The sequence below is a fragment of the Anaeromicrobium sediminis genome (assembly GCF_002270055.1).
In the GTDB taxonomy this organism is placed as follows: domain Bacteria; phylum Bacillota; class Clostridia; order Peptostreptococcales; family Thermotaleaceae; genus Anaeromicrobium; species Anaeromicrobium sediminis.
Genome location: NZ_NIBG01000010.1, coordinates 76554 through 103547, shown reverse-complemented (window position 1 = coordinate 103547; position 26994 = coordinate 76554). Strand labels below are relative to the sequence as shown.

The window sequence follows — 26994 nt, the reverse complement described above, 5'->3', positions numbered from 1 at the left end:
CATGACTATTTTTTGCGTCTTAGTATACTATATAGTATTAATAATCCCCCTATACTGGCACCGAATAATTCAGGTTCCACCAATCCACCTGTAAATGGCAAATCAGGTATAGGTTCAGGTATAGGTTCAGGTACAGGTTCTGGTGTAGGTTCAGGTATAGGTTCAGGTACAGGTTCTGGTGTAGGTTCAGGTATAGGCTCTGGTACAGGTTCAATAATTTCTTCATATACAATTAATTCAGCTGATGCTGTATCTGTTATTATCCTACTTTTATATAGACTCTCTACTAGAGCAGTATTTTCAATTTTGCCTGCCTTAGCATCTTCAGGGACTGTATATGGTATTGTGAATTCTTTTTTCTCATATCTTTCAAGGCTGTCTATTTCATAACTCCAGTTTTCTCCAAACATTGGATCTGTTACTACTACATCTGTTAATGATACATTTCCTGAATTTTTTACTGTAAATTTGTATGTTACTTCTGCTCCTGCCTTAGCTTTATTTGGTGTTACATCCTTTGTTAACTCTATACGAGGCTTACGTTTCTTTTTAGGAGGAGGGGGATTATCTACTTTTATAGTTAATACTGCATCATCATCATCAGCTACCACATCAGTATCACTTTCTCCATACCAGCCCTTTGCTGTGGCTGTATTGGGAAGTTGGCCGTCCTGTGTACCTGCTGGTATAGTATATTTATGTGTAAACTCATAGGTTTTATTTTCTCCTAAGCCTAGTATGCCTACTGGATGTTCCCAATCAGCGCCAAACATTGGGTCTGTTACTACTACATCCATTAATGATATATCTCCTATATTTTTTACTACAAAGTTATAAGTTACTTTATCCCCTGCCTCAGCTTCACTAGGATCTACTGTCTTTATTAATTCTATTGCCGGATGTTCCTCTATTATTGTTAAGTCTGTTGTGGCAGTAGCTTCTGCATCACGACCTCCATAGGATCCTTTAGCTGTGGCTGTATTGGTAATTGTGCCTGCCTGTGTACCTGTTGGTATAGTATATGACTGTGTAAAGTCATCACTTCCATCTAATCCCAACGAACCTACTGAGTAACACCAGTTGTCTCCAAACATTGGATCTGTTACAACAACATTATCTAATGGGACATCTCCTATATTTTCTACTAAAAATTCATATGTTACTGTAGCCTCTACCTTAGCTTCACTAGGATCTACTGTTTTTGTTAATTTTATTTCTGGATGTATTTCTAGTACTGTTAATTCAGCTGTGTCTTCAGCTGTTACTTCGTCGCCCTCATAGTAATATCCTGTTACTGTGGCTGTATTTGGGATTTTTCCTGTTGGGGTATTTTCTGGTACTTTATATTGAACTTCTATGGTTTTTTGGCCTTGCTTTTCTATACTACAATTGGTCTGAGAACCTATTTTTTCATCTATTTCGTTTTGTAACATAGGGTCTGTGAGTTTTACATTCCATATTTCATATTGTCCTAGATTTTTAATAACAAATGTATAAGTTACTGTTTCTCCTGGTTTAACTTCACTAGTATTTACTGTTTTTGTTAACTTGATTACTTCTACTGTCAATTCTGCTGTGTATTCATCTTTCACATCAAAATCACGGAATTCATCTTTACCTGTTACGGTAGCTGTATTTGTAAGTTTTCCTGACCAATAATCTGGTATTGTATAGTCAGCGGTTATAGTTTTTTCTTTACCTACTCCTAAATCTCCTATTTGAGCTTTAGTTCCTAGTTCATTTTGAACCATACTATCTTCTAGCTCTAATTCAATCAAATCCATATTCCCTGTATTCCTTACTATAAATGTATACGTTACAGTTTCACCTGGCTTAGCTACACTAGCATTTACTTCCTTTATTAATTCTATTGATGGGTTTGGGTCTTCTGGTTCCGGTTCTTCTGGTTCTTCATAAACGAATTGCGATACTGTTTCTTCATCATTTGCAAAAACCTTAAAATTGTTACTTGTAAAAACCCCTACAAACATTAGTGCAAAGATTAGGAATAAAACTCCTGTCCTTTTTAGAAAATTCTTCAATCCGACACCTCCATCTTTTCTAAGAAATCATAATCATAAATACACTATCTACCCCATTAACCTTATACACCCCCGCTCAATAACAATCAAATATAGAATCATTCGTATATCTTATGGATTTTTTCAAGTTTGCCTCTAACAACTAGCCGTTCTCTTGCAGAACCTGGAGGATGACATGTTGTAAGTGTAAGTGCAGAATATCCAGTTGGTTCAGTAATTGACCATTCTTTCTTATTTACTGAAAATACCTTTTCAACTTTATAAAGGTATGTAAAACCATTAAAGTCAATATGGATTTCGTCCTCTTTGTCAAGCTTATCTATATTTCTAAACCAAGCACCATAGGTTGTTCTATGACCAGCAATACATATGTTTCCATTTTCTTCAGTGACAAGAGGACTTTTTTCATATAGTCCTGGACCTTTTTTTAATTGGGGTTTTGAAGTGCCTTTTATGACGCCTGCGCGAATATTGAGTTTTGGAATATGAATAATCATCATACCATCTTCATAGTTGTCTCTTTTTATAGGGGAAATGTTATGATCTGTCTCATGATCAATCATAGTTTTTTCATGAATATTTATAGAACTTTCATCCTTTACAGGTTGGATTGTGGGTATATTCTCACTGTCTTTCTTTTCATTTTTAGCAACAAATTCATTTTGGGAAAATCGCCATTTGTTTAAATGGCAAAAAGAAATAATAAGCATAAAGATACCTAAAATAATAAGGAGATTATTTATAATAGATTTTTTTATAAGCTTAAAATTCATAGTAAACCGCCTCTTTAATTGATAGTGAAGATAAGTATTATTTTGGGGGTAGCGTGTGAAAAATCTACCTCTAAATATTAAAAATGAGTATTTTACTTTTACTAGTTATTAAATTATATGAAATTCATTTAAAAATGATATCAATGGAAAGTATAATATAAGAAATTTTTTCATTTGAGAATGATTGAATTTGCAGGCTTAGGAATTGCCATGGAAAATGGTGTAGAAAAAGTTAAAAAAGTGGCTAATTTTACTACGGATACAAATGGTGAGGACGGATTGGCAAAGGCATTAAATAAATTCATTTTAGATGAGTATGAAGATTTAGAAATGAAAGAGGTTATATAATATAGACAAACTACGCATATGATAAATGTATAATATCTATAAATATAATGAAGAACACAAAAAAGTTATCTAGATTAAGATAACTTTTTTTCAATATCAAATATATTCCATGGATAAACATCTCCTGGTAGTGTACTCACATTTACAAACCCCTTTTTAACAGGATGTTTAAAATTTAGCTTGTAAGCCCATAGGGCGATTTGAGACCAATCTTTTCTTTTCACAAATTCCTTATTATACTTAGTATCTCCCCAAAGTGGAAAACCTGCGTGGGATAATTGAACTCTTATTTGATGATGTCGACCTGTCTTTAATTTTATATGTAATAAACTTAAAGGACCAAATTCTTCTGTATCCATTGTGTCAATTACCTTGTATTCCAATACGGCCTTTTTACCATTAGGATCATCTTCCTTAGTGACCTTACTCATATTAGTAGTTTTTAATTTTTTAAGATAATCTATTAATTCATTAGATTCTTCAGCTGGATTTCCACAAACTATGGCTAAATAATCTTTTCTAAAGGATCTACCTGAAATTTGTCTAGATAAATTTTGATTAGATTCCCTCGTCTTTGGAAAGACCATAATTCCACCTACAGGCCTGTCTAATCTATGGACAATTTCTAAATAAACTTTCTTTAGTTGGGGATTATTTTTCTTTATGTGTTCTCTAAGTATGGAAAGAAGACTTTCGTCCATACTCTTATCATCTTGACAAGGTACTTTAGGTGGTTTTTCAGCTACTATTATATTCTTATCTTCAAATATTATTTTAGGATCCATGTTTTAACCTCCTCATAAACTAGTTACTTAATAAGTAAAAATCATATATGATCTTTTGTCAAGGGGTCATTCGTAAAAAATAGGGATGTGGACTTGGTCCACATTCCCATATTATTAGAATACTAATTTCAATTTTTTTAATCTATTTTTCAACTCATTAATAGTATTTATTTCTTCCTCTTCATTGTCGGCTTCAAAGGTTACAGAAAATCTTACATAGGGTTCTGGTATATTCCAAGGAACAGTACATATCATGCTTTTTTCTAATAGATACAATGAGAAATCTTCTGCGTCTTTAAATATTTTTCCATCGGCAGTTCCCTTTGGAATAGGCACATATAGATAGAAGGTTGCTTTAGGCTTGCTTACTGGAAATCCTATTTCATCTAGAGCATTTACAAGTAAATCAAATCGTCTAGAGTAACGCTTAGAATTTTCATCTATAAGGTGATAATTATTTAGTGCATAAACTCCTGCCTTTTGAATTGCCCTAAATTGACCTGAATCTGAATTTGCTTTTACATTAGCGTATATATCTATAATTTGTTTATTACCAGCTAAAAATGCCAGTCTCCAACCAGTCATATTGAAAGCTTTAGATAAAGAGTGAATTTCCACTCCAACTTCCTTTGCACCATCTAATGATAAGAAGCTAAGGGGCTTTTCTCCATCAAAGGTAAGGGGAGCATAAGTAGAATCTGCAACTACTATTATTTTGTACCTATGGGCAAAATCAATGACCCTTTTATAAAATTCTTCTGTGGGAACTTGACCTGTAGGATTGTTAGGGTAGTTAATATATAAGAGCTTAGACCTATGAAGAATTATGTTTGGAATATTTGAAAAATCTGGATAAAAATTATTTCCACGAGTTAAGGGAAGACCGTATACAACTCCTCCTAAATATTTAGTGTGAGTGGAAATAATAGGATAACTAGGAATAGTAGTAATAGTTATATCTCCTGGATTAATAAAACATAAGGGGAGTATGGACAAAATAGACTTTGCACCTATACCGTGTAGTATTTCCCTTTTGGGATCAATGTTTTTAATTCCAAACAAATTATTCAAATAATTTGCAGCAGCTCTTTGAAACTCTGGTATACCATTATCTGAATAAAATCTATTTTCACTTTTGGGACATTCTAAAGAAAGTATGTCACATATACTTTTATGAGCTGGTTTATCAGGCTCTCCTACTCCCATATCAATTATTGGTATATTAGGGTATTTCATTTTCATATCTGCTTTAGCTTTTTTTATCTTCATAAACTTATAGTCTCTCTTAGCTATATCAAAGCTTTTATCTCTAAATCTGTCAGCTATATTATCTCTAATAAACTCCATAAGGAAACCTCCTTTATAGTAAGTTGGAATTATAAAAAGTTCTATTACAATTAAGTTTCACCTTATACATAAGATATTTTATTCTTTTCACATGAAAAATGTTCTTTACTGTAATAAAAACGGAAAAGTCCTTTAGTAAAATAGATAAAAGGATGTGAATTTTTCACATCCTTTTATCTATTTTACTAATTTCCAAGGAGTTTCCCAAGGATTAGCAACTTTTTTATCTGGCACATCACCTTGAGTCCACCATTTAGCCTCATACACTTTACCATTATAAGCTACTTTATCTCCACCTACGTAAATTTGGGAACTATCCCACTTGGCAGGGCCTGGGCCAACCTTTTCATCAGGAGCGATAGAGTCACCATTAACTAATTTCCAAGGAGTTTCCCAAGGATTAGCAACTTTTTTATCTGGCACATCACCTTGAGTCCACCATTTAGCCTCATACACTTTACCATTATAAGTTGCTCTATCACCTGCTACGTAAATTTGAGAAATATTCCACTGGGCAGTGCCTGTGCTCCCTTTGTCTTCACCAGGAGTGATAGAGTCCTCACTAACTAATTGCCAAGGAGTTTCCCAAGGATTAACCACTTTTTTATCGGGCATATCACCTTTAGTCCACCACTTAGCTTCATATACTTTACCCTTGTAGGTTACTTTAGAACCGGCATGATAGGCCATAGTAGGATTCCATTTTTCCCAATTGTTTTCTAAGGAATAAAAATTATCTTCATACACTGCAGCTTTAGTTATGTTACGGTTATTATAAGCCCTCCAATAGGGAGAGTTACTATAGTGGAACATAATAATACTTACCTCCTATAAAAAAAGTATTTATACCATAATATCTTTTACAAATTGTGCTTGTGACAATTAAAAAAACTAGGTGACTGTACAATTCTAAAACTGAACTAATTTAAAGAAAAAATTGTTTTGAACTTGTTAAAAAATGGTATTATTATATGTGAAAAATAAAAGAAGGTAGGGGATGCTATGATTAAAAAAATAATGTTAATAACTATTTTAGTTTTTGGACTATCCATTAATTTTTCCTATGGGGAAGAAAATATGTTCGTTCATGGATTTTATGCTATAAATTCATATGATCAATTTAGTAGCATGGAAAAGAATAAATCTATTAAAAATATGGACTCCATAGGATTTGGATGGAGCAGATTAACATATGATGAAGAAACAGATTCCATAATCTTAAATATGAAACCTACAAATAATAATGATTTTTATATTCCATATGGCTATGATGAGCCTTTAAAGATAGCTAGTAAATATGAAATAAGTACTGGCCTTAATGTGTATGCTCAGAGTAATTTAGATAAAATTTTAGAAAAGGAAGATGAGCTTATAGAAATTCTTATTAGTGAGATTAATTTAAATGATATTTCTGGGAAGAATATTAATTTTAGTAGTATAATAATAGATTTTGAAAATTTAAGAGAAAGTGAAAAAGATAACTTTTGTAATTTTTTAAGAAATTTAAAAACAAAATTAGTTGAGAGTAATAAGGAATTGTATGTGATGGTGCCCTCAAGTGATTGGTATGAGTCCTATGATTATAAAACTATAGGAGAAATAGCAGACAAAGTAATAGTAATGGCCCATGATTACGATTTTAAAAATATTCAGGTACAAAGGGCTGAGATGGTTTATTCTGCCCTTGCTCCTATAGAGAATATAAGAAAAACATTAGAGTATATTACAAATGAAGAAACTGGAATAAAGGATAAAAAGAAAGTACTTTTACAAATAAACTTTGGTACTAGTCAATGGAAGATAAAAGATGGATATATATATACACAGACAAATGATAATATAGCCTATTCATCTAAACCTACTTATGAAAAAATTTATGAAAGAATAGAGAAGGAAATTGAAAAGGGAAATTCCTTAGATAATATAATCTTTTATGATATGAAAGCTAAATGTCCATATATAAGTTATTATAATAAGGAAGATTCAACTAAAAATATAATTTGGTATGAAGATAAGAGAAGTGTATTTGAAAAAATAAATCTAGTAAATGAATTTGATTTAGGAGGAATCTCTATTTGGAGAATAGGTAATATACCAGAGTTTTATAGCCCTGTGAAAACCCCATTTCATTTAGATGTATGGCAAGGAATGCAATCTATTTTTTAGTTAAAAATTAAATTTTTGCCTTTGTGAATAATTTCATGCTATACTAACATAGGTAATTTCAATAGAGGAGGGATAATGTGTTTGAAAAATATAAGGAAAAAGTTTTACTAGGATTTGGTTTACTAGGACTATCTCTAATTTTATATACTCTTCATTATTTAGCATTTAGAGATATGCACCATATATTAGTATTTAGTTTTGAGCATGTAGCTTTTATACCAATAGAGGTATTGTTAGTAACATTAATAATTGAAGGTGCCATTGAAAGAAAAGAAAAAATGAAGATAATGGAAAAATTAAATACCCTAATAGGATTGTTTTTTAGTGAATTAGGATTAAAAGTATTAAAGGATTTTATAAGTGCAGATCCTAATATAGATAAGATAAGAGAGCGTTTAATAATTTATAAAGACAGTGAAGATGAGATTTTTAAAGAATTAAAAACTTTAGCAGATGATTATGAATATGATGTGGACGTAGAAAAAATTAATTTTTTGGAGTTAAAGGAATTTTTAAATTCCCATAGAAATTTTTTAATGGGTATGATGCAAAATCCCTATTTGCTAGAACATGATACTTTTACAGATTTATTAAAGGCAGTATTTCATCTACAAGAAGAACTTAATTTCAGATCAAGTATGAATGAAATAAAAGAAAAAGATAAGGAACATTTAAAAGGTGATGTTATAAGAATATACAAGCTAATTACTTATGAATGGGTAGTATATATGGAATACTTAAAGACAGAATATCCATTTATGTATGCAACGGCTTTAATGAATAATCCATTTGATAAAAGATCAGTGGATGAAATAGAAAGACAAATATATAAGTAATACTAAAGATAATCTTCCAAAGAAGGAAGATTATTTTTTTTGTTTAATATTAAGGATATATAGATATGATAATTGAAAACTTAATTTATGTGCACCTATTTCAGTTCAATAAATTAAAAATTCTTGATCGTGAAGTCACTATGACCGTATAAGCTATGAATATTATATTTGGTGTAGAAGATTCATAATTGTTTGCAGCATAGGATGTTGTCATGTTCCGCACTCTCAAGAATTTTTAATTTATTTCACTTTATAGGTGTANTTCAGTTCAATAAATTAAAAATTCTTGATCGTGAAGTCACTATGACCGTATAAGCTATGAATATTATATTTGGTGTAGAAGATTCATAATTGTTTGCAGCATAGGATGTTGTCATGTTCCGCACTCTCAAGAATTTTTAATTTATTTCACTTTATAGGTGTATAGAGTTTATTGAGTTATGAAGTAGTTTATCTATAGTTTTATTAAAGGGGAGGGTCATTATGAAAAATATTGTTGAGAGTATGATAAAATCCTTTGTAAAGGAGTATGAGAAAAATACATATACAAAGTGGGAAGAACCCATATTTGCCTATGGAGATAGTAAAGATCCACTGTTTGAATCATTAAAAACTATTGTGGGGCCAAATCATAAAGTGCCACAGGATTTTCTCGTTGATGCCAAAACTGTAATTTCTTACTTCATACCCTTTAAAAGACATATGGTAAAAACTAATGAAGGTAATAGATTAAGTTCTTATGAATGGGCGAAGGCCTATGTGGAAACTAATGAATTAATATATGAAATAAATAAAATGATAAGCAAAAGATTAAAAAAGTATAAATATGAAGCCATCCTATTACCTAACACATTAAATTTTGACGAAGAAAACCTAATAAGCGATTGGTCCCAAAGGCATGTGGCTTACATTTGTGGACTTGGGAAATTTGGATTACACAATTTGTTAATTACCCAAAAGGGGTGTTGCGGAAGAATAGGAACCATAATAACTAATTTAAACATAGAAAAAACTAATAGGGAAGATGGGGAATATTGCTTATATAGGCATAATGGAAGCTGTAAAGTTTGCGTGAAGAAATGTGTTAATGATGCCTTAGGAGAAGAGGTCTTTTATAGACATAAGTGTCATGAAATATGTTTAGAAAATATAGAGTATCACCGTAATATTGGATATACAGATATATGTGGCAAGTGTAGTACTATGGTGCCTTGTTCCTTTAATATACCAGTAAAATAACCTATCGACAAAGACATAATTATCTCCTTGTCGAATTATGACATACATAGTAACCACCACAATAATCACATGATGGTAGAGAGAAAATAAAAAAATAAATACAAGGAAAATTATATAATGCATTATTTCCATGAGATTATTGTTATGAAATCAACTAAAAATATGGATTGAATGTATGAGTAACTGTCCTTTTGGATGGAAAAAAACACTTGTGGGAATGAGAAGAAATAAATATTTTTAATATATTACTCACAAAAAAATTATTATTGCATATGAATATAGAGGGGGGATTTTTTTGAGTAGAAATAAAAAAGTACATAAAAAACGAAGCTTTAAAGTGTTCATATCCCTGACTTTAATTCTCTTATTTTGTATATATGCATTTGTATTTATAGACAAAAAAGTTAAACCTGCATTTTTAACTATTGCTACGGTAAAAGCTAGAGAAATAGCCACAAGAGCCATAAATGAATCTGTACATCAAAATATAAATAAGAATATTAAATATGAAGATTTAATATTTATAAGAACGGATATAGATGGAAATATAACTATGATGCAGGCAAATACAGTAATGATGAATCAGGTTGCTTCTGAAGTGGCTTTGTCCATTCAAGACAATATTAAAAAAATTAAAACATCTTCTGTAAGCGTTCCTTTAGGAACTGTGTTTAAGAGTCAATTATTAGCCAAATATGGTCCTAGAATAAATATTAATGTTACTCCCATAGGTATGTCTAGTGTAAATTTCAAAACTGAGTTTGAAGAGTCGGGTATAAATCAAACTAGACATAAAATATATTTAGTAGTTACTACTCAAGTGAGGATTATAATACCATTTTCATCAGAAGCTGCTAAGGTACAAAGCGAAATCCCAATAGCAGAAACTGTAATAGTTGGAAAGGTGCCTCAAAATTATATTAGAATACCTAAAGACGAGGCAACCAACTTAATTCCAACTGACTTAGAACTTCAAAAATAAAAATAAAAAAGTAACAAAGATTTTCGTCTTTGTTACTTTTTTATTTTTATATAATTGTAGTTAAAATATAAGAAAAATCTATGGAAAAATATGTGGAAATTTCAAAATAAAAAATTTATATTAAAAGGCAAAGTAGACAATCATATATATAACAGGCCATTTTGCTAATAAATTATGTGTAATAAATGAAAGCTCTTGGATTGTTCATACAAATGTTTTTTGAATATGTGAATTAAAATGTCTAAATACAACCTCAATAAGGATAGTAGTTTGTAAAAAACTACATAAACATCAATTGGTGGAACCAAGGAGGGCATAATTGTGAAAGACGTAAATCAAGAAAGAGAACAATGGGGATCAAAAGTAGGATTTATTTTAGCAGCCGCTGGATCAGCAGTAGGTTTAGGTAACTTATGGAAGTTTCCATATGTGGCAGGTAAAAATGGTGGAGGTGCATTTGTACTAGTATATTTCATCATTTTATTTTTAGTAGGTTTTACATTGATGTTAGCAGAAATTGCTTTAGGCCGTCACACCCAATTAAATGCCATAGGCGCTTATAGAAAACTTAGAGAAAAATGGGCATTTGTAGGTGGATTAGGAGTATTAGCCGCATTTATGTTATTATCATTTTACAGTGTTGTTGGAGGTTGGGTAATAAACTATGTAATTAAGTCTGTAACAGGAGGATTAAATGTAAGTGATCCTGAAGTACTTGGGAATATGTTTGGTGAGTTTGTGGCAAACCGATGGACACCTATTATATACCATGCCATATTCATGTTATTAACTTTACTAATAGTACTTGGTGGAGTTGGTGGAGGTATTGAGAAAGCAAGTAAGATAATGATGCCAGCTCTATTTGGATTCATTATTCTATTAGCTGTGAGAGCTGTAACATTGCCAGGCGGAATAGAAGGAGTTAAGTATTTATTAGTTCCAGATTTTTCCAAAATTAATATGGAGGTTATTTTAAGTGCACTAGGACAAGTATTCTTCTCATTGAGTTTAGGAATGGGATGTATGATAACTTATGGAAGTTATTTAGGAAAGGATACAAATATTCCAGAGAGTGCCGTTATAATACCACTTTGTGATACGGCTATAGCTCTTTTAGCAGGTTTAGCTGTATTACCAGCAGTGTTTGCATTTGGTTTCGAACCAGCAGCAGGGCCAGGTCTTATATTCGTTACATTACCAGCAGTATTTTCTCAAATGCCTTTAGGTAATTTATTTGCAATAATGTTTTTCATATTGGTTTTATTTGCCGCATTAACATCGTCTATTTCATTACTTGAAGTATGTGTTGCATACGTAGTGGATGAATGGGGATGGAATCGTAAATTGACTACATGGACACTTGCAGGACTTATCTTCGCAATTGGAGTGCCAGCATCATTATCAATGGGTCCTTGGGCAGATATACATCTATTAGGAGATAGAGGATTCTTTGATACTTATGACTATATAGTAAGTAACTGGTTACTTCCATTAGGTGGATTATTACTATGTATCTTTGTAGGTTGGATTTGGGGAACAGATGCAGCTATAAAAGAAGTTACTAATAATGGAACATTAGAATTTAAACTTCGAGGCTTATGGGTATTTCTAATTAAATATGTAGGACCTGTAGCTATCTTAGTAGTGTTTGTACGTTCATTAACATAAAAAAAATCGGGAAATTTTCCCGATTTTTTTATTTTTTGCTTTTTATTAATCTTTTTTTGATTATAATAATATTATTGGATTATTAAATAATCTATTCACAATTTAATAGTTGAGGTTGGTGAACGTATGCAATTTAATGAAAATAATGAAGTTATTTTAGAAGTGAAGCAAAGGGCCATATTAGTAGGATTAGATACGGGAAAAAGAAATGAAATACTTACTATGGAAAATTCCTTAGAAGAATTAAAGGAATTGACTAAAGCAGCAGGTGGTGAAGTAATAGATACTATCATACAAAAAAGGCCTAAAGTAGATAGTACATTTTATATTGGAAAGGGAAAAGCTGATGAAATAAAAGTACTATGTGATATGCTAGATGCCAATTTAGTAATATTTAATGAAGAATTATCAGGAGCTCAAATTAGAAATTTAGAAGAAAGAATGGAAGTTACTGTATTAGATAGAACGGCCCTTATATTAGATATATTTGCTCAAAGGGCAAAATCCAAAGAGGGTAAACTACAAGTAGAATTAGCCCAATTAAAATATAGGTTGCCAAGATTAGTAGGACTTGGAAGATCCCTTTCTAGAACAGGTGCTGGTATAGGTGCTAGGGGCCCTGGAGAAACGAAATTAGAATTAGATAGAAGGCATATATTAGAAAGAATAACTGATATAAGAAGGCAAATTGATGAAGTTAAAAAGAATAGAGAAGTTCAAAGGAAACAAAGACAAAAAAATGAAATTCCTGTAGTGGCCCTAGTAGGATATACTAATGCAGGGAAATCAACTTTAATGAACAAAATATTAGAAATTTGTGAACAGGATATTGAAAAAAGTGTTTTTGCAAAGGATATGCTATTTGCCACACTAGATACTACCCATAGAAAGATTACCTTACCTTCTAAGGATGAGTTCATTTTAATTGATACGGTAGGCTTTGTAAGTAAATTACCCCATGACTTAGTGGATGCATTTAAGGCTACATTAGAAGAGGTTCAAGATTCAGATTTATTAATCCATGTGGTAGATAGTACAAATGAAGATTATGAGGGTCAAATGAGAGTAACTAATTCCGTATTAAAGGAATTAGATGTGGAAGATAAGTCTACTATATTAGCTTATAATAAGATAGACAGACTAGAGCATAATAACATCTTAAAGGACAATGATGATACACTAGAAATATCTGCGACAAAAGAAATTGGATTAGATAAGCTAATAGAAAAGATAAAAGAAAAGATATTTTCACATATGAAGGAAGTAACTTTATTAATACCTTATGATAAGGGAAATGTACTTTCTTATTTATGCGATAAGACTAATGTTTCTAATCAAGAGTACGTGGAAAATGGCACTTTAGTAAAGACGAGACTTGATAATATAGATTATAATAAATATAACCAATACATCATAGAAGGTTAGGAGAGTAACAATGGAAAAAATAAAATTTTCCTGGTCTAATATACAAGATTTAGATGATGATACTATAACATATTTATTATACAAGGAAGGCAAAAGTTTAGAACTCATAGGTCGCATAAGAAATATTGGATTAAATGAAGTGAAAAAACAACTAGTAAATGCAAAGGCCAGATTTCGCTCCAATAAAAGGGAAGAGAAAAAATTATTAGATTATTTACTTGAAATGTCTAAGGATGAAAGGCAAAAAATAATTTTAAATCTTTCAAAGGAAGAAAAGAAATCCTTAGCAAAGGATATATATATGGCTTATCCTAATATTAAGAATTATGATGATAAATTGACTTTAATCTGGATAATAGGAGAACTTGGAATAAAAAAATTACTTCCATTAATATATGGAGAGATAAATCATCCCTTTGTGAATATTAGGAGAGTTACATGTTCTGCCATGGGCAAGTTAAAACATGAAAAAAGTAGACCCTATTTAATGAAATTTTTAAGGGATTCTAATCCTCAAGTAAGACAATATGCGGTGAAAGGATTAGCTCATATAGGAGATGGAAGATCAAAAGAAGTATTAAATGAGATTCTAAAAAATGCCAAAGAGAAGAATTATGTAAAAAGAGCCATATTAGAGTCAGTGCAACAAATAGACCAAAGAATAAGAAAAGAAAGGATAAGTGAATAAATTCCAATAAATAGAAACGGCTTAATAAATATTAAGCCGTTTTTTGGTATTTTTTTTTGTAAAGAGTTAATAATATAAATAAAGAAGAGAAAGATTATATAATATAAATATAACAAAATTGAAAGAAAATTGAGAAAATTATATCAATTCTGTCAATAATATTATATAATAAAATAAAAAGGAGGCGTTTCCAATGCTGTTTAGAAATTGTGCTGGTGGAGTTGTATTTTCAGATGATAAGGTGCTTCTATTGAGAAATGAAAAAAGTGAATGGATACTTCCAAAAGGTGTAATTCGTAATAGGGATCTTTCCTGTGATGTTGCTATTGACCGTGTTAAAGAGGAAACTGGAATAGACGCGGAAATAGTATCATCAGTGGGAGATACTTGTTACGAATTTTTTTCTATTTCGCGACAAAAGCCCGTTTGCAATGAAATTAATTGGTATTTGATGAAAGCGCTACATGAAGATTGTGTTTTGAATGAAGAACTAGATTTTATAGATGTAGGTTTTTTTAAGATAGATAAAGCATTGGATATGATTACGTATAGTCAAGATAAATCATTAGTTCATTTATCATATAATAAATTTAAATCCTTAGTTGTAGAAGAAATGATGGTATAATTGTAAAAGAGTAGTGAAAACTACTCTTTTTACTAATTTATATGTAGAAAGATGCAAGGAGGATTTTGCTTTGATAAACGAATATAAAACCATATATGAATATGGAGAAGATGAACAAATAATACAAAAATCAAGGTTTATAGCCTATGCAAAACCTGTAAAGACTGAAGAAGAAGCCATCACCTTTATAAATAGCATAAAGGAACAACATAAAACTGCAACTCACAATGTGCCCGTATACGTACTAGGACAAAATTATGAAGTACAGAGATATAGTGACGATGGAGAACCATCAGGTACGGCAGGACTTCCTATTTTGGATATGATAAAAAGGGAAGAAATAAAAGATATGGCCATTGTAGTAACGAGGTACTATGGAGGAACTAAATTAGGTACAGGGGGGCTAGTAAGAGCTTATACTAGTACTGCTAAATTAGGGATAAACAAGAGTCAAGTGATCAATAAGGTGTTACATGACTTTGTAAAGATAAGAATAGAATATACTCTTTTAGGTAAAATGCAAAATGAGATTATGAACAATAACTATATTATAAAAGATACAGAATTTGATGATGGTGTGAACATATATGTATATTCTAAAGTAGACGAAACAGAAAAATTAGATAATATAGTAAAAAATGTTACAAATGGAAAAACTAAAACTCAGATATTAGATACTTTATATTTAGATAAACTACAAGATGAGATTAAATTTAAAGAACAGGGGTATTACATAAAAAAATGAGAAGGAAGGTTATATTATGGAAAAGTTAGTTAATACTATGCTAGGTAAGAAAAGTTGGGCAGTAATAGGAGCTTCTGACAATGTGAACAAATTTGGATATAAGGTGTACAAAAGATTAAAGGACAAGGGGTATGAGGTATATGGTGTAAACCCTAATTGTAATGAAATAGAAGGAAATAAGTGTTATGATTCTATAGATTCTCTTCCTGAGAAGGTAGAATGTGTAAGTATCATAGTTAATCCTAAAATAACTAATAAATCCCTTGAAAATATTAAGGACATGGATATTGATTACATATGGGCACAGCCTGGCGCCTTTAATGAAGAAACTAAAGAAATAGCTAAAGAATTGAAACTAAATTTTGTATATGATAAGTGTGTATTAGTTGAATTACCATAAATTATAAAAAAGCTATCTCAAAATAGAAAGTAATTTCTATTTTGAGATAGCTTTTTCAGAATTTAAAATCATTGGATTGCATATAGTAATAATAATTAGTTAGGAGGAATAGAAATGAAACATTTAGAAATTAAAAGAGTTGAACCTAAAAGTGCTTTTAAAACGACTTTATACTTTGCTATTATACCTATTATAATTATGCTAATAGTTGGAATTGGTGCAAGCATAGTGGGTGCCGCAATAGGTGAAAGTGGAGTTTCATTTTTTGGTATTGCATACATTATTATGTCTGTATTTATGGCTATTATATATGGTGTTTTTGGAGCTTTATTTGCAGTACTATATAATGCGTTAGCAGGTAAATTTGGAGGACTCGAAATTTCTGTTAAAGAAGATAAAGATGATATAACATTACAGAAAAAAGAGCTTTAAAGCTCTTTTTTGTTGGTTCTATTTATTCATGTAACTAAATTGTTCTGAGATAGCCCCTTTATTTTTTTCCTTTGTAAAAAAACTCATAAAGGGCCATGAGAAATAAAAAAATTCCAAATAATCTTCTTAGGAGATCAGATGAGATTCTAATGGCCATATTAGCCCCTAAAAAAGCTCCTAGAAGGCCTGCTATTATTAATGGTATGCAGAACTTAGTTTCTATATTTCCACCTTTTAAATGGGTTATGAAGGCTACTATGGCTGCAGGAATAAAGCAAAGTAAATTTAGCCCTTGAGATTGTTGCTGATTTAAAGTTGTAAATATTATGAGGGCAGGAATTAATATGGTACCTCCGCCTATTCCCATTCCTCCCATTATTCCAGAGAATAAACCTACTACAATATAAAACAATTAAAACACCATCCTTATGGCTGCAATTAACATAAATAGGGCAAAGGATTTTCTGAGTATTTTACCAGGAATATGATTTAATAATTTTGCACCTATATATGCTCCAATGACACTTCCGCATATAATTTTAATTGCAATAGGCCAGTTTATGTCTCCATTTTGCATATATATGTATGTACTTAATATGGTTAGAGGAAGAATAATAGATATGGCTGTGGCATGAGATTTGTGTTGTCCCATATCTGTTAAGAAAAACATGCCTGGCACTAATATGGTTCCTCCTCCAGAACCAAAGAGGCCGTTTACTAAACCAGCAAAAAATCCTAATAATATTAATCTAAATAATATGTTTTTTTTCATATGATCTCCTATACAAATGTTTAACCTAGATTATTTGTAGAAAGTTTGAAAATATGCAAGTAGTTTTGGTTTATAAGGCTTTTATCAAGTTCGAAGGCATATAAAGACAGTACGTGGAGAATTTGATGAATGCATTAGAATCAAAAGGACGTAGCAGAGTTTTGAACTTTTTATGAATAATCTAGGGTTAATATTAGTCTAAACTATTAAAATATTTTTATGAGTATATTGACCTAAAAAAGAAAATAGTATAAAATAAATACAATAATTCCGATAGGAATACAATGAAATAAAAAGGGGTGTATAATATGAGAGTAGTAAAAGATGTTACAGAATTAATAGGAAAGACACCAATAGTAAAATTAAACAATATAGTAGATAATAATGGTGCAAATATATATGTAAAACTAGAATCTTTCAATCCAGGAAGTAGTGTAAAAGACAGAGTAGCTTTAAATATGATATTAAGAGCAGAAAAAGAAGGTCATTTAAAGGAAGGTGCTGTAATAGTAGAACCTACTAGTGGAAATACAGGTATAGGTATAGCCATGATTGGAGCTGCAAAGGGTTATGAGGTAATATTAGTTATGCCTGATACCATGAGTATAGAAAGAAGAAAGTTACTTAAGGCCTTTGGGGCTAAATTGGTTCTTACAGAAGGAGCTCTTGGAATGAATGGAGCTATAAGCAAAGCTAGAGAGTTAGTAAGGGAAAATGAAAATTATTACATGCCACAGCAATTTGAGAATATTGGAAATCCAGAAGCTCATTCTTTAACTACGGCCCTTGAGATATATGAACAGATGGAGGGGAAAGTGGACGCCTTAGTATCAGCGGTAGGAACTGGTGGAACTGTAACAGGTCTAGGTAGGACTTTAAAAGAAAAAATAAAAGAGTTAAACGTAGTAGCAGTAGAACCATCTGCTTCAGCAGTGCTATCAGGAGAAAAGCCAGGACCACACAAGATTCAGGGAATAGGGGCAGGTTTCATCCCTAAAATACTTGATATGTCTGTCATCGACTCCATCGTTAAGATAGGAGATGAAGAAGCTATAGAAATGGCAAGAAGAGTTGCGAAAGAAGAGGGTCTATTAGTAGGGATTTCTTCAGGAGCAGCCATAGCTGCCGCTATTAAAGTTGCTAAGGACATGAAGAAAGAAGAAAAAGTAGTAGTAATAGCACCTGATTATGGGGAAAGATATTTAAGTACATCGTTATATGAAGGATAATAAGAGAAAAAGCATGGTGAATAGGCCCATGCTTTTTCTCTTATAATAACTAAAAACCCTATTAAAAAATCTTTTTTGTATGGTATAATTCAACATATAGGAAAAAAGAAAGGAAAGATTCATGATGAAAAAACATATAGAAAAAGATATTGATAAAGTAGTACAGTGGCTTAGAAAAATGGTTAATGAATCGGGGACTAAAGGGTTAATAGTAGGGGTCTCTGGTGGTATAGATTCTGCAGTAGTGGCTTATTTAATTAAAAAGGCATGCCCTAATAATTCTATAGGAGTAATACTGCCTTGTAAAAGTAATCCTAAAGACAAAGAAGATGCATTAGCTGTGGTTAATGGTTGTGGCATTGACTCTGTAGAAGTGGACTTAACTCAAATTCATGAAAGTTTATTCGACCAAATTACAAATAATTTAATGGACAAAAATCTTATAGATGATAAAACACCAGCAAGATTAAGTGATGCTAATTTAAGAGCTAGACTTAGAATGAGTACTATATATGCTATTGCTAATACTAAAAATTATTTAGTGGCAGGAACTGATAATGCTGCTGAAGTATATACAGGATATTTTACTAAATATGGAGATGGTGGAGTAGATATACTACCGATTGCTAACCTATTAAAAAGAGACGTATATGAGTGGGCTAGAGTATTGGGCGTACCTAAGAGTGTATTAGATAGAGCCCCATCAGCTGGCCTATGGGAAGGACAAACAGACGAAAAGGAAATGGGTACAACGTACGATATGATAGATGATTTAATAGAAGGAAAAGAAATTCCACAAAAGGACAGAGAAGTTATAGAAAATCTACATAGAAAAACAGAACATAAAAGAAAAATGCCACCTGCACCAGAAAAATAAAAAAGCATACTTCATATGCGACCTTATGGTTCCCTAGTAAGTAAAAAAGTCTTCCTTTTGGAAGACTTTTTTAAATTTGAGATTCTATATCATTAGCCATGGAAATTACATTTTTCATTACTATACTGGCGTTTATTTTGATTAGATTAACATCCTTTTGATCAATGGCATCGTTTAAATTTTTTATAGAAGCTTCAAACTTTTCAATGATTATCTTAGCATTTTTTCCCTTTAGTTTATTTTTCACATTAACGCTTTGAGCTTCTATGATTGCTAGATCCTCTTTAGACCCTGCAAAATCTCCCTTAGCAGCCTTTAAGATGGAATCACGTAAAAAATATTTAAGAGAATATACGGTTGGTGGAATTTTAGCTTTACCATAGGCCGTAAATTCAGCAAGACAATAAGTCAATCTGTTAGATAGTAAAATAGTATTAAAATAATCATGGTTCAATGAATGTTTAGTTAATAACTCCAGATTCTTATCAAACTCAAGTATAGACACAGAAGCGGCATTTTTTGATAATAGCATAGGTTCTAAGGTATTCCAAGTTTGATGAAGCTTTATAACCGTATCACTTATTTTCTTCCAAACTTCATTTAAATCTTGAGGAACTTTTTTAGCATCTTTATCTTCTTCTAAAACTTTTTCTTCTTTTATTACATCAGCTAATAGCATTTCCTGAAACATTAAAGGATCAGGTTTATCTTGGACTTGATTAGGTGATTTTCCTCCCTCTTTACCGCCTTCTTCAGAGCCGCCAGATTCCTTACTATCACCAGATTCTTCGGAAGATTTAGAATTAGATTCTTTAGAGGTAGAACCCTTTTTTAAAATTTCTTCCTGCAGTTCTTTTTTTGCTAATTCCTCCCTTTGTTTAACTGACCTTTCATAATATGGCACTAAATCTGCCATATATGTAACTGTCAAAATTTGTTTTTCTAGTTCCTTTATAATTTCAGGTATTTTTTTTGCTTCTTCTTCTTCGGGACTAGGTTTCTTGGCCTTTTTAGTACAAGCTGTTGATGTGAATAACATGGCAGTTATTAATATGAAAACAAAAAAGTTTTTGCTTTTAAACATATAATCACCTCAAAAATAGTATTTCCGAAGGTGAAAAAAACCATACTAAAAAAAGCTTTGTCTAATTAGACAAAGCTTTTTTAAAATTTTTTTTGAAATTATCTAACTAAATTCATAAAGAATGTTATTATACCTGCATTGAAGAAATCTATGAACAAACTTCCTACTAGAGGGATAATAAAGAATGCTGCTGGAGCTGGTCCATACTTAGATGAAATAGCTTCCATGTTTGCTATTGCATTTGGAGTAGCACCCATTCCGAAACCACAGTGACCACCAGCTAATACGGCAGCATCGTAGTTTCTACCCATTAAGTTGAATGTAACGAAGTATGCAAATGTAGCCATAAGTACTGCTTGAGCTACTAACATTGCAAGCATTGGGCCTGCTAAGTCAGCTAATTGCCATAATTTTAATCCCATAAGAGCCATTGCTAAGAATAATGATAAAGATATGTTTCCAAGTATATCAATTTCTTCAGATGGTAATTCATATGAAGCTACTGCATCTGAAATATTTCTCATTATAGCTGCTGCGAACATGGCACCTATATAAGATGGGAATGTCATACCAGTCTTTTGTAATAAAGATGATAATACTGTACCTAATCCCATTGCTATTATAATTTGCATTGCTGCAGAGAATAAATTTTCTGGAATAAGTGTTGATGCCACTTTTTCAGTTGTGGAAACCTTTTCATTTCCATCTGAATTTTTACAGGCTTTAAGTAAATTGTTCTTTTCGATTAATCTCTTTGCAATTGGTCCTCCAAGCATACTACCACAGATAAGTCCGAAAGTAGCTGAAGCCATGGCTACAGTGGTAGCACCACTTGCACCTGCATTTTCAAATAAAGGAGCAAATGCACCTGATGTTCCGTGTCCTCCAGTCATTGGAACAGAACCTGTAGAAAGACCTAATAATTGGTTAAGTCCGAAAACCTTAGCTAAACTAACACCAACGATGTTTTGAAGTGTAACTAGTACAGTTGCTAGTCCTAAAAACATAAGAACTTGAACTCCACCCTTTTTTAATAATTTAAAACTAGCAGTAAAACCTACTGTAGTGAAGAATGCAGTCATTAGTACTTTTTTAAGAGTACCATCAAAGTTAAATTCTAAAATACCAGCTTGTTTTAAAACTAAAGAAAGTATTGCGAAAATAAGTCCACCTATAACAGGGGCAGGAATACAGAATTTTTCTAGAGAACTAACTCTTTTTCTTATAAACTGTCCTACAAGTAATACAACAACAGCTAGTGCCGTAGTTTGTATCATATCTAGTTCAAATATCATTTTGTCAACCTCCTTGAATTTTGTTGTTACTTACATATCCTATTATATTGGAAATATACGTAAAATAACAAAATCCTACACTTTCTGACACATAAAATTTAAATTATTCAATAGAAAGTGGGAAGATGAATAAGTGCATTCAATTATCTAAAAATTCAAACAAGATATAATTCCTTCAATAAATTTTTTGATATTCACTTTTCCACGACTTTGATTAGAATCATTTATATGTAACATTTCCTGTTTTACTTGTTTGAAGTCAAATAATCTTGTGGCATATTCATTGAATTTGGCATTATAATAGTCATCAATTCCCAATTGAGCTATGGAATGGAGAGCTTTTAAGACAGATCTCCTAATTCGTTGTTCTATTGATTTGGTATTTATAGATTGACTATTTGCCTCGGACTTTTCTTTAGCTAGTTCCAGGTATATATCTTGTAGTTGATATTTAATGCTAGAACCATGCCTTTTATGTTCACAGATTATTTCTATAGTACGAATAAGATCCCTAGTGCCAGTTTCACTAATTATTCCTAAATCGGTTAAGATATTAGAAATTTGTGTTGGTAAATCTAAAACTGGAGTAGGCGGTTTTTCTGTAGTATTAGAAAGGGCTCCCTTAATTATGGACAAAGTTTTTTCCAATTGTATGTGATTGCATATTTCTTTTAAGGTATAGTACATTTCCGTATAAGTTATAGGATTCCTAATGAAAAATCTGATTCCTGATTTAAAGGATTTTGAAATGATCTCTTCATCATGTTCGTAGGAAAATAATACAAAGGTAATATTTTTTTCTTGTGAATGGACTTCCTTTACTATCTCGAGAGCATTTTTTTTACCTATCCGATAATCAATGATTACTATATCTGGTTTATAAAATAATATTTCTTCAGAAGCATATTTGCCCTTTTGTAGTATTTCTACAATGTTTCCTAAAGTTTCATCTAATATTATGGATTTTAAAAAATTAATAGTATTTATATTTTCTTGAATTATTAGAAATTTACAATTCATAAATAAACTCCTTTTCCTATTAAAATGTACTAATAATAGTAGTCTGTAAATGATATTATTACTATTATTGTCCTTTGTCAAATAAAAAAGCATATATATAGGAAACTATTTGGTATTTTATATATTTTTATGACAGGACTTGCACCATACTATATGAAACTAAATAATCTGATTAGTATGAGGAAAAATATATTATTAAGGAGGTAGTATTATGGTAAAAAAAGGCCATATAAAGCGTGTGTTTCCAGGGGGCAATACAGGAAAGGGTTTTTACTCATATTATGACCATATAATAGATACATCTGCTAATAGAAAATATGTTATTAAAGGTGGGCCTGGTGTTGGCAAGTCATCTTTTATGAAGAAATTAGGATATGAGATGGTAGACCTAGGATATGATGTGGAGTTTCATCAGTGTTCTTCAGACAACAATTCTTTAGATGGTCTAGTTATTCCAAAGTTAAAGGTTGCGTTTTTAGATGGAACAGCACCACATGCTAGTGTTTCTTAAAATTAATCTTCATCTTAACATAGAATTTACATTTCCTTTATTTTAGCCTAACAATAGGATGTTAATTTATTAGTGTAGTAAAAAAAAGTTGCAAATAAAAGCTTTAAATAAAGGGAGGAAAATAAGAAATGAAAAAAATAATGAAGTCAGTATTAATTATAGGCCTTTTAATGGCAACATTAGTAGGATGTGGATCTAAGAAGGAAGCAGGAGTGGAAAATAAAGAAGTAGAAGTAATAGGGTCTACTACAGTAACAGTTGTAGCACAAAGTGTGGCAGATGAATTTGAAAAGGAAAATCCTAATATTAAAATAAATGTACAGGGAATAGGTTCATCAGCAGGAGTAAAGGCAGCGTATGATAAAAGTGCAGATATAGGTATGGCATCAAGACAATTAAAAGAAAAGGAAAAAGAATGGAATTTAACAGAACATGTTATTGCATATGATGGAATTGCCGTTGTAACTAATCCTAAAAATAAGGTTGAGTTAACGAAGGATCAAGTGAAGGATATATTTACAGGAAAGATCACTAACTGGAGTGAAGTTGGTGGAGACGATGCTAACATCATTGTTGTAAGTAGAGAAGCTGGATCTGGTACTAGAGGTGCCTTTGAAGAATTAGCTAAGTTACAAGAAAAAAATGCAGAAGGTAAAAAAGTAAGTATCGTAAAGAGGGACGCCCTAGTAGCAGAAGGTAATGGTGCAGTAAAGGCAAACGTGGCTAGCAAAGAATATGCTATAGGATATGTTTCACTAGGATATGTAGATGAAAGTATCTCAGTTGTTAATGTTGATGGTGTAGAGCCTTCTGTTGAAACTATTAAAAGTGGAGAATATACAATATCTAGACCACTACTTATGTTAACTAACGGAGAAGTTAGTGAAGAAGTAAAAGCTTATTTAGACTTTATCATGAGCCAAAAGGGACAAGAAATAGTGGCTAAAAAATATATATCTGTGAATAAATAGATAAAAGAAGGTTCAACCCTAATAGGGTTGAACCTTCTTTAAAAATACCGGAATTTAACATGGATTTAATATTATTATATTATTATAGTAAGTGGGAATTAATAATATAGAGGCGGTGAGAACATGAAAGAAAAAAATATATTAGTTGTTGATGATGAAATTCATATACTAGAACTTTTAAAATATAATTTAGAAAGCAATGGATTTTCAGTTGTTACTGCAGAAGATGGGCAAGAGGCCATAGGAAAATTAGATCAAAATATAGATTTAGTCCTTTTAGATGTAATGTTACCTATTTTAGATGGAATAGAGACCTTAAAAATAATTAAAGAGAAGAAAAAAAATCTTCCAGTTATAATGGTTACGGCAAAAGGAGAAGAAATTGACACAGTTATTGGACTGGAAGTGGGGGCAGATGATTACATAACTAAACCCTTTAGGATTAGAGAATTAATAGCTAGGATAAAAGCCGTCTTAAGAAGAAGTGAATCGTATGAGGAAAAGAAAGAGGAAACTGGGGAAATAATTATAGAAGATATAAAAATAAATGAAGAATCTCGTGAAGTGAGTATAGATGATAAGAAGATAGATCTTCCAAAGAAGGAATTTGAATTACTACTATTATTAGTTAAAAACAAGGAAAAAGTATTTACTAGGGAGAGTCTTTTAGAGAAAATATGGGGTTATGACTATTATGGCGAAACTAGAACAGTAGATGTACATATTAGAAATTTAAGAAAAAAATTAGAAGGTAGTAAGGTTTCCTCTTATATTAGAACTTTAAGGGGAGTAGGATACAAACTTTCTGTGAAGTAAAAAACACTATTAAAGGTAGAAAAACCTTTAATAGTGTTTTTTAATTACTAGAAGACTATAAATTTCCAAAGCTATATTATGTTTTTTTATTAAAAATACTACAAAACTTAACAAAAACTTTACATTGAATTTAATATAACATAATAAAAAGGGTCTAAAATAAAACTAGGTCAAGAAAATAAAGGAGCTGATTAAAATGTCTGAGTTTATAGGCAGATTAGTGGATAGAAAAACAATAAAAGGAAAAAGACTTTCGATTAAAAAGGAAGATATTATAGAATATGTATTTACAAATTTATTTAAATTCAGTGCAGTAGTAAGTATTCTATGGGTCTTCATTATAAGTGCCTATATCTTTGTAGAAGGTCTACCGGCAATTTATGAAATTGGAGTGAAAAACTTCTTCATAGGTGGAGAGTGGATGCCATCGGCAGATTTATACGGAATATTTCCTATGATTATAGGTTCTATATTAGTAACTATATTAGCAATTGTAATAGGAGTTCCAATTGGAGTGTGTACAGCTGTTTATATAGGAGAAGTGGGAAATAAGAAGTATGCTAAAGTAGTTGAAAACATAGTAGAGTTATTAAGTGCTATTCCATCTGTTGTATATGGATTTTTCGGTCTGATGGTTATAGTTCCTTTCATCAACGATACATTAGGTGGTCCTGGAGGAGGAAATAGTTTATTAGCAGGTGGTATAGTGCTAGGGATTATGATACTTCCAACTGTTACTCGTATTTCTGAGAGTAGTATAAAAGCAGTGCCAAAAGCTTATAAAGAAGGATCACTTGCATTGGGAGCATCTTATATGGAGACTGTCTTTAAAGTTATACTACCAGCGGCAAAGTCAGGAATATTAACATCTGTAATACTAGGTATAGGAAGAGCAGTAGGTGAAACTATGGCAATAATCCTAGTAGCTGGAAATACACCTCTTATTCCTAAATCCATAGTGGCACCAGTTCGTACACTAACGGCTAATATAGCCATAGAAATGGGATATGCCTTTGGATTACATCAAGAAGCCTTATTTGCTACAGGAGCTGTACTTTTCATGTTCATAATGTTACTGAATTGTTTAATTACTTTTACTGTATATAGGAGTGAAGCGTAATGAAAAAAGTTAAGGATAAAATATTGAAAAATGTGGTGATTGGAGGAGCTTTGCTAACTAGTGCAATATTTCTTTCAATAATAGGTTATATAGTATCAAAGGGGATAGGAGCCATAAACTTACACTTTTTAAGTGGCATCTTTCCAATGGTAATTAGTACGTGTTATATTATTTTATCATCCATAAGCATATCTGTTCCTATAGGAATATGTGCTGCCATATATCTAGTAGAGTATGCTAAAGAAGGAAAATTTATTAAGTTTATTAGATTTGCAGTAGAGTCTTTAGCAGGGATACCATCCATAATATTTGGATTGTTTGGTATGATATTTTTCGTAACTTTTTTAAAGTTTGGATTTTCCATATTAGCAGGATCCATAACCTTAAGTATTATGGTATTACCTACCATAATAAGAACTTCAGAAGAAGCTTTAAAATCTGTACCTATGGCTTATAGAGAAGGATCTCTAGCATTAGGTGCAACTAAATTAACTACCATAAGAAAGGTTGTGCTACCAAGTGCAATACCTGGAATCATGGGAGCTGTAATTTTAACTATAGGAAGAATTGTAGGTGAGACGGCAGCTGTATACTTAACAGCAGGAATGGTTCCTAGGGTACCAGAGGGCATATTTAGTTCTGGAAGAAGTCTTTCTGTTCACCTATATGTTCTAGCTAAAGAAGGAGTTTCCTTTGAGGAATCATTTGCTACGGCAACTCTATTAATAATGCTAGTAGTGCTTATTAACATAATGGCACATAAAATAACTAAAGTGTTTAAATATGCTAAGTAAAGGG

At 31.4% G+C, this 26994-nt stretch carries 29 protein-coding genes; 19 read left to right on the top strand and 10 right to left on the bottom strand.

Going from position 1 to position 26994, the window contains the following annotated elements:
- Nucleotides 1-5: 5 nt before the first annotated feature.
- A complete protein-coding gene (locus CCE28_RS12535; RefSeq protein WP_095134068.1) occupies nt 6-2042 on the bottom strand; it encodes a DUF7507 domain-containing protein in 2037 nt (678 codons plus the stop codon).
- A gap of 98 nt (nt 2043-2140) precedes the next feature.
- The gene (locus tag CCE28_RS12530) at nt 2141-2815 is read right to left on the bottom strand and encodes a sortase (RefSeq protein WP_095134067.1); all 675 of its coding nucleotides are present in this window, start codon (nt 2813-2815) and stop codon (nt 2141-2143) included.
- Between the two features lie 180 nt (nt 2816-2995).
- Between CCE28_RS12530 and CCE28_RS12525 the strand changes: the two genes are divergently transcribed.
- Entirely contained in the window at nt 2996-3163 is a 168-nt protein-coding gene (locus CCE28_RS12525; protein ID WP_095134130.1) for an HAD hydrolase family protein, read from the top strand.
- Nucleotides 3164-3237: 74 nt separating this feature from the next.
- Here CCE28_RS12525 and CCE28_RS12520 read toward each other — a convergent pair whose 3' ends face one another.
- The 3 genes from CCE28_RS12520 to CCE28_RS12510 form a co-directional block, all read right to left on the bottom strand.
- Nucleotides 3238-3948: an RluA family pseudouridine synthase gene (locus tag CCE28_RS12520; RefSeq protein WP_095134066.1), complete on the bottom strand. Its 711-nt coding sequence runs from the start codon at nt 3946-3948 to the stop codon at nt 3238-3240.
- Nucleotides 3949-4062: 114 nt separating this feature from the next.
- The gene (locus CCE28_RS12515) at nt 4063-5295 is read right to left on the bottom strand and encodes an LL-diaminopimelate aminotransferase (RefSeq protein ID WP_095134065.1); all 1233 of its coding nucleotides are present in this window, start codon (nt 5293-5295) and stop codon (nt 4063-4065) included.
- Nucleotides 5296-5472: 177 nt separating this feature from the next.
- The gene (locus tag CCE28_RS12510; protein ID WP_095134064.1) at nt 5473-6108 is read right to left on the bottom strand and encodes a carbohydrate-binding protein; all 636 of its coding nucleotides are present in this window, start codon (nt 6106-6108) and stop codon (nt 5473-5475) included.
- A 189-nt stretch (nt 6109-6297) separates the two neighbouring features.
- Between CCE28_RS12510 and CCE28_RS12505 the strand changes: the two genes are divergently transcribed.
- The 11 genes from CCE28_RS12505 (at nt 6298) to CCE28_RS12455 (ending at nt 16501) form a co-directional block, all read left to right on the top strand.
- Entirely contained in the window at nt 6298-7461 is a 1164-nt protein-coding gene (locus CCE28_RS12505; RefSeq protein ID WP_095134063.1) for a glycosyl hydrolase family 18 protein, read from the top strand.
- A 77-nt stretch (nt 7462-7538) separates the two neighbouring features.
- The gene (locus CCE28_RS12500) at nt 7539-8297 is read left to right on the top strand and encodes a hypothetical protein (RefSeq protein WP_095134062.1); all 759 of its coding nucleotides are present in this window, start codon (nt 7539-7541) and stop codon (nt 8295-8297) included.
- 483 nt (nt 8298-8780) lie between these two features.
- On the top strand, nt 8781-9536 hold the full coding sequence (locus tag CCE28_RS12495; RefSeq protein ID WP_095134061.1) for an epoxyqueuosine reductase: 756 nt from the start codon (nt 8781-8783) through the stop codon (nt 9534-9536).
- A 295-nt stretch (nt 9537-9831) separates the two neighbouring features.
- Entirely contained in the window at nt 9832-10518 is a 687-nt protein-coding gene (gene yunB / locus CCE28_RS12490; protein WP_095134060.1) for a sporulation protein YunB, read from the top strand.
- A gap of 321 nt (nt 10519-10839) precedes the next feature.
- The gene (locus CCE28_RS12485) at nt 10840-12186 is read left to right on the top strand and encodes a sodium-dependent transporter (RefSeq protein WP_242972974.1); all 1347 of its coding nucleotides are present in this window, start codon (nt 10840-10842) and stop codon (nt 12184-12186) included.
- A 126-nt stretch (nt 12187-12312) separates the two neighbouring features.
- Nucleotides 12313-13611 (top strand): GTPase HflX, encoded by a 1299-nt coding sequence (gene hflX, locus CCE28_RS12480; protein WP_095134058.1) that lies wholly within the window; start codon nt 12313-12315, stop codon nt 13609-13611.
- A gap of 10 nt (nt 13612-13621) precedes the next feature.
- A complete protein-coding gene (locus CCE28_RS12475; RefSeq protein WP_095134057.1) occupies nt 13622-14299 on the top strand; it encodes a HEAT repeat domain-containing protein in 678 nt (225 codons plus the stop codon).
- Nucleotides 14300-14492: 193 nt separating this feature from the next.
- Nucleotides 14493-14924, top strand: coding sequence for an NUDIX domain-containing protein (locus CCE28_RS12470; protein WP_095134056.1), 432 nt, complete (start codon nt 14493-14495; stop codon nt 14922-14924).
- A 70-nt stretch (nt 14925-14994) separates the two neighbouring features.
- On the top strand, nt 14995-15669 hold the full coding sequence (locus tag CCE28_RS12465) for a YigZ family protein (protein WP_095134055.1): 675 nt from the start codon (nt 14995-14997) through the stop codon (nt 15667-15669).
- A gap of 16 nt (nt 15670-15685) precedes the next feature.
- Nucleotides 15686-16069, top strand: coding sequence for a CoA-binding protein (locus tag CCE28_RS12460; RefSeq protein WP_095134054.1), 384 nt, complete (start codon nt 15686-15688; stop codon nt 16067-16069).
- Between the two features lie 114 nt (nt 16070-16183).
- Nucleotides 16184-16501, top strand: coding sequence for a hypothetical protein (locus CCE28_RS12455; protein WP_095134053.1), 318 nt, complete (start codon nt 16184-16186; stop codon nt 16499-16501).
- Nucleotides 16502-16559: 58 nt separating this feature from the next.
- Here the strand turns inward: CCE28_RS12455 and CCE28_RS12450 are convergent, their stop codons facing one another.
- Nucleotides 16560-16913, bottom strand: a complete 354-nt coding sequence (locus tag CCE28_RS12450; RefSeq protein ID WP_095134052.1) for a sulfite exporter TauE/SafE family protein — start codon at nt 16911-16913, stop codon at nt 16560-16562.
- Nucleotides 16914-17273: a sulfite exporter TauE/SafE family protein gene (locus CCE28_RS12445; RefSeq protein WP_095134051.1), complete on the bottom strand. Its 360-nt coding sequence runs from the start codon at nt 17271-17273 to the stop codon at nt 16914-16916.
- Between the two features lie 308 nt (nt 17274-17581).
- On the opposite strand from CCE28_RS12445, the gene cysK reads away from it, so the two are divergent.
- Together cysK and nadE are read left to right on the top strand one after the other, a co-directional pair.
- On the top strand, nt 17582-18502 hold the full coding sequence (gene cysK / locus CCE28_RS12440; protein WP_095134050.1) for a cysteine synthase A: 921 nt from the start codon (nt 17582-17584) through the stop codon (nt 18500-18502).
- A gap of 124 nt (nt 18503-18626) precedes the next feature.
- Nucleotides 18627-19379, top strand: coding sequence for an NAD(+) synthase (nadE, locus tag CCE28_RS12435; protein ID WP_095134049.1), 753 nt, complete (start codon nt 18627-18629; stop codon nt 19377-19379).
- 70 nt (nt 19380-19449) lie between these two features.
- On the opposite strand, the gene CCE28_RS12430 is transcribed toward nadE, so the two are convergent.
- The 3 genes from CCE28_RS12430 to CCE28_RS12420 all read right to left on the bottom strand — a co-directional run bounded on the left by CCE28_RS12430 (nt 19450) and on the right by CCE28_RS12420 (nt 22778).
- A complete protein-coding gene (locus tag CCE28_RS12430; protein WP_095134048.1) occupies nt 19450-20463 on the bottom strand; it encodes a hypothetical protein in 1014 nt (337 codons plus the stop codon).
- Between the two features lie 98 nt (nt 20464-20561).
- Nucleotides 20562-21758 (bottom strand): sodium/glutamate symporter, encoded by a 1197-nt coding sequence (gene gltS / locus CCE28_RS12425; protein WP_095134047.1) that lies wholly within the window; start codon nt 21756-21758, stop codon nt 20562-20564.
- A gap of 147 nt (nt 21759-21905) precedes the next feature.
- A complete protein-coding gene (locus CCE28_RS12420) occupies nt 21906-22778 on the bottom strand; it encodes a response regulator (protein ID WP_176461800.1) in 873 nt (290 codons plus the stop codon).
- A gap of 211 nt (nt 22779-22989) precedes the next feature.
- On the opposite strand from CCE28_RS12420, the gene CCE28_RS12415 reads away from it, so the two are divergent.
- The 5 genes from CCE28_RS12415 to pstA all read left to right on the top strand — a co-directional run bounded on the left by CCE28_RS12415 (nt 22990) and on the right by pstA (nt 26990).
- A complete protein-coding gene (locus CCE28_RS12415; protein WP_095134045.1) occupies nt 22990-23289 on the top strand; it encodes an ATPase in 300 nt (99 codons plus the stop codon).
- Nucleotides 23290-23417: 128 nt separating this feature from the next.
- A complete protein-coding gene (locus CCE28_RS12410; protein WP_095134044.1) occupies nt 23418-24260 on the top strand; it encodes a phosphate ABC transporter substrate-binding protein in 843 nt (280 codons plus the stop codon).
- A gap of 123 nt (nt 24261-24383) precedes the next feature.
- Nucleotides 24384-25076, top strand: a complete 693-nt coding sequence (locus CCE28_RS12405) for a response regulator (protein WP_095134043.1) — start codon at nt 24384-24386, stop codon at nt 25074-25076.
- A gap of 196 nt (nt 25077-25272) precedes the next feature.
- On the top strand, nt 25273-26196 hold the full coding sequence (pstC, locus tag CCE28_RS12400; RefSeq protein WP_095134042.1) for a phosphate ABC transporter permease subunit PstC: 924 nt from the start codon (nt 25273-25275) through the stop codon (nt 26194-26196).
- Complete coding sequence (gene pstA / locus CCE28_RS12395) at nt 26196-26990, top strand: phosphate ABC transporter permease PstA (RefSeq protein WP_095134041.1); 795 nt, start codon at nt 26196-26198, stop codon at nt 26988-26990. Before pstC ends, pstA begins: the two co-directional genes overlap by 1 nt.
- Nucleotides 26991-26994: the final 4 nt, after the last annotated feature.

What these genes read in the sequence shown, in the direction of transcription:
- CCE28_RS12530 (WP_095134067.1), bottom strand. Translation starts at nt 2,815, where the DNA reads ATGAATTTTAAGCTTATAAAAAAATCTATTATAAATAATCTCCTTATT.
- CCE28_RS12525 (WP_095134130.1), top strand. Translation starts at nt 2,996, where the DNA reads ATGATTGAATTTGCAGGCTTAGGAATTGCCATGGAAAATGGTGTAGAA.
- CCE28_RS12520 (WP_095134066.1), bottom strand. Translation starts at nt 3,948, where the DNA reads ATGGATCCTAAAATAATATTTGAAGATAAGAATATAATAGTAGCTGAA.
- CCE28_RS12515 (WP_095134065.1), bottom strand. Translation starts at nt 5,295, where the DNA reads ATGGAGTTTATTAGAGATAATATAGCTGACAGATTTAGAGATAAAAGC.
- CCE28_RS12510 (WP_095134064.1), bottom strand. Translation starts at nt 6,108, where the DNA reads ATGTTCCACTATAGTAACTCTCCCTATTGGAGGGCTTATAATAACCGT.
- CCE28_RS12505 (WP_095134063.1), top strand. Translation starts at nt 6,298, where the DNA reads ATGATTAAAAAAATAATGTTAATAACTATTTTAGTTTTTGGACTATCC.
- CCE28_RS12495 (WP_095134061.1), top strand. Translation starts at nt 8,781, where the DNA reads ATGAAAAATATTGTTGAGAGTATGATAAAATCCTTTGTAAAGGAGTAT.
- hflX (WP_095134058.1), top strand. Translation starts at nt 12,313, where the DNA reads ATGCAATTTAATGAAAATAATGAAGTTATTTTAGAAGTGAAGCAAAGG.
- CCE28_RS12475 (WP_095134057.1), top strand. Translation starts at nt 13,622, where the DNA reads ATGGAAAAAATAAAATTTTCCTGGTCTAATATACAAGATTTAGATGAT.
- CCE28_RS12470 (WP_095134056.1), top strand. Translation starts at nt 14,493, where the DNA reads ATGCTGTTTAGAAATTGTGCTGGTGGAGTTGTATTTTCAGATGATAAG.
- CCE28_RS12460 (WP_095134054.1), top strand. Translation starts at nt 15,686, where the DNA reads ATGGAAAAGTTAGTTAATACTATGCTAGGTAAGAAAAGTTGGGCAGTA.
- CCE28_RS12455 (WP_095134053.1), top strand. Translation starts at nt 16,184, where the DNA reads ATGAAACATTTAGAAATTAAAAGAGTTGAACCTAAAAGTGCTTTTAAA.
- CCE28_RS12445 (WP_095134051.1), bottom strand. Translation starts at nt 17,273, where the DNA reads ATGAAAAAAAACATATTATTTAGATTAATATTATTAGGATTTTTTGCT.
- cysK (WP_095134050.1), top strand. Translation starts at nt 17,582, where the DNA reads ATGAGAGTAGTAAAAGATGTTACAGAATTAATAGGAAAGACACCAATA.
- nadE (WP_095134049.1), top strand. Translation starts at nt 18,627, where the DNA reads ATGAAAAAACATATAGAAAAAGATATTGATAAAGTAGTACAGTGGCTT.
- CCE28_RS12430 (WP_095134048.1), bottom strand. Translation starts at nt 20,463, where the DNA reads ATGTTTAAAAGCAAAAACTTTTTTGTTTTCATATTAATAACTGCCATG.
- gltS (WP_095134047.1), bottom strand. Translation starts at nt 21,758, where the DNA reads ATGATATTTGAACTAGATATGATACAAACTACGGCACTAGCTGTTGTT.
- CCE28_RS12420 (WP_176461800.1), bottom strand. Translation starts at nt 22,778, where the DNA reads ATGAATTGTAAATTTCTAATAATTCAAGAAAATATAAATACTATTAAT.
- CCE28_RS12415 (WP_095134045.1), top strand. Translation starts at nt 22,990, where the DNA reads ATGGTAAAAAAAGGCCATATAAAGCGTGTGTTTCCAGGGGGCAATACA.
- CCE28_RS12410 (WP_095134044.1), top strand. Translation starts at nt 23,418, where the DNA reads ATGAAAAAAATAATGAAGTCAGTATTAATTATAGGCCTTTTAATGGCA.
- CCE28_RS12405 (WP_095134043.1), top strand. Translation starts at nt 24,384, where the DNA reads ATGAAAGAAAAAAATATATTAGTTGTTGATGATGAAATTCATATACTA.
- pstC (WP_095134042.1), top strand. Translation starts at nt 25,273, where the DNA reads ATGTCTGAGTTTATAGGCAGATTAGTGGATAGAAAAACAATAAAAGGA.
- pstA (WP_095134041.1), top strand. Translation starts at nt 26,196, where the DNA reads ATGAAAAAAGTTAAGGATAAAATATTGAAAAATGTGGTGATTGGAGGA.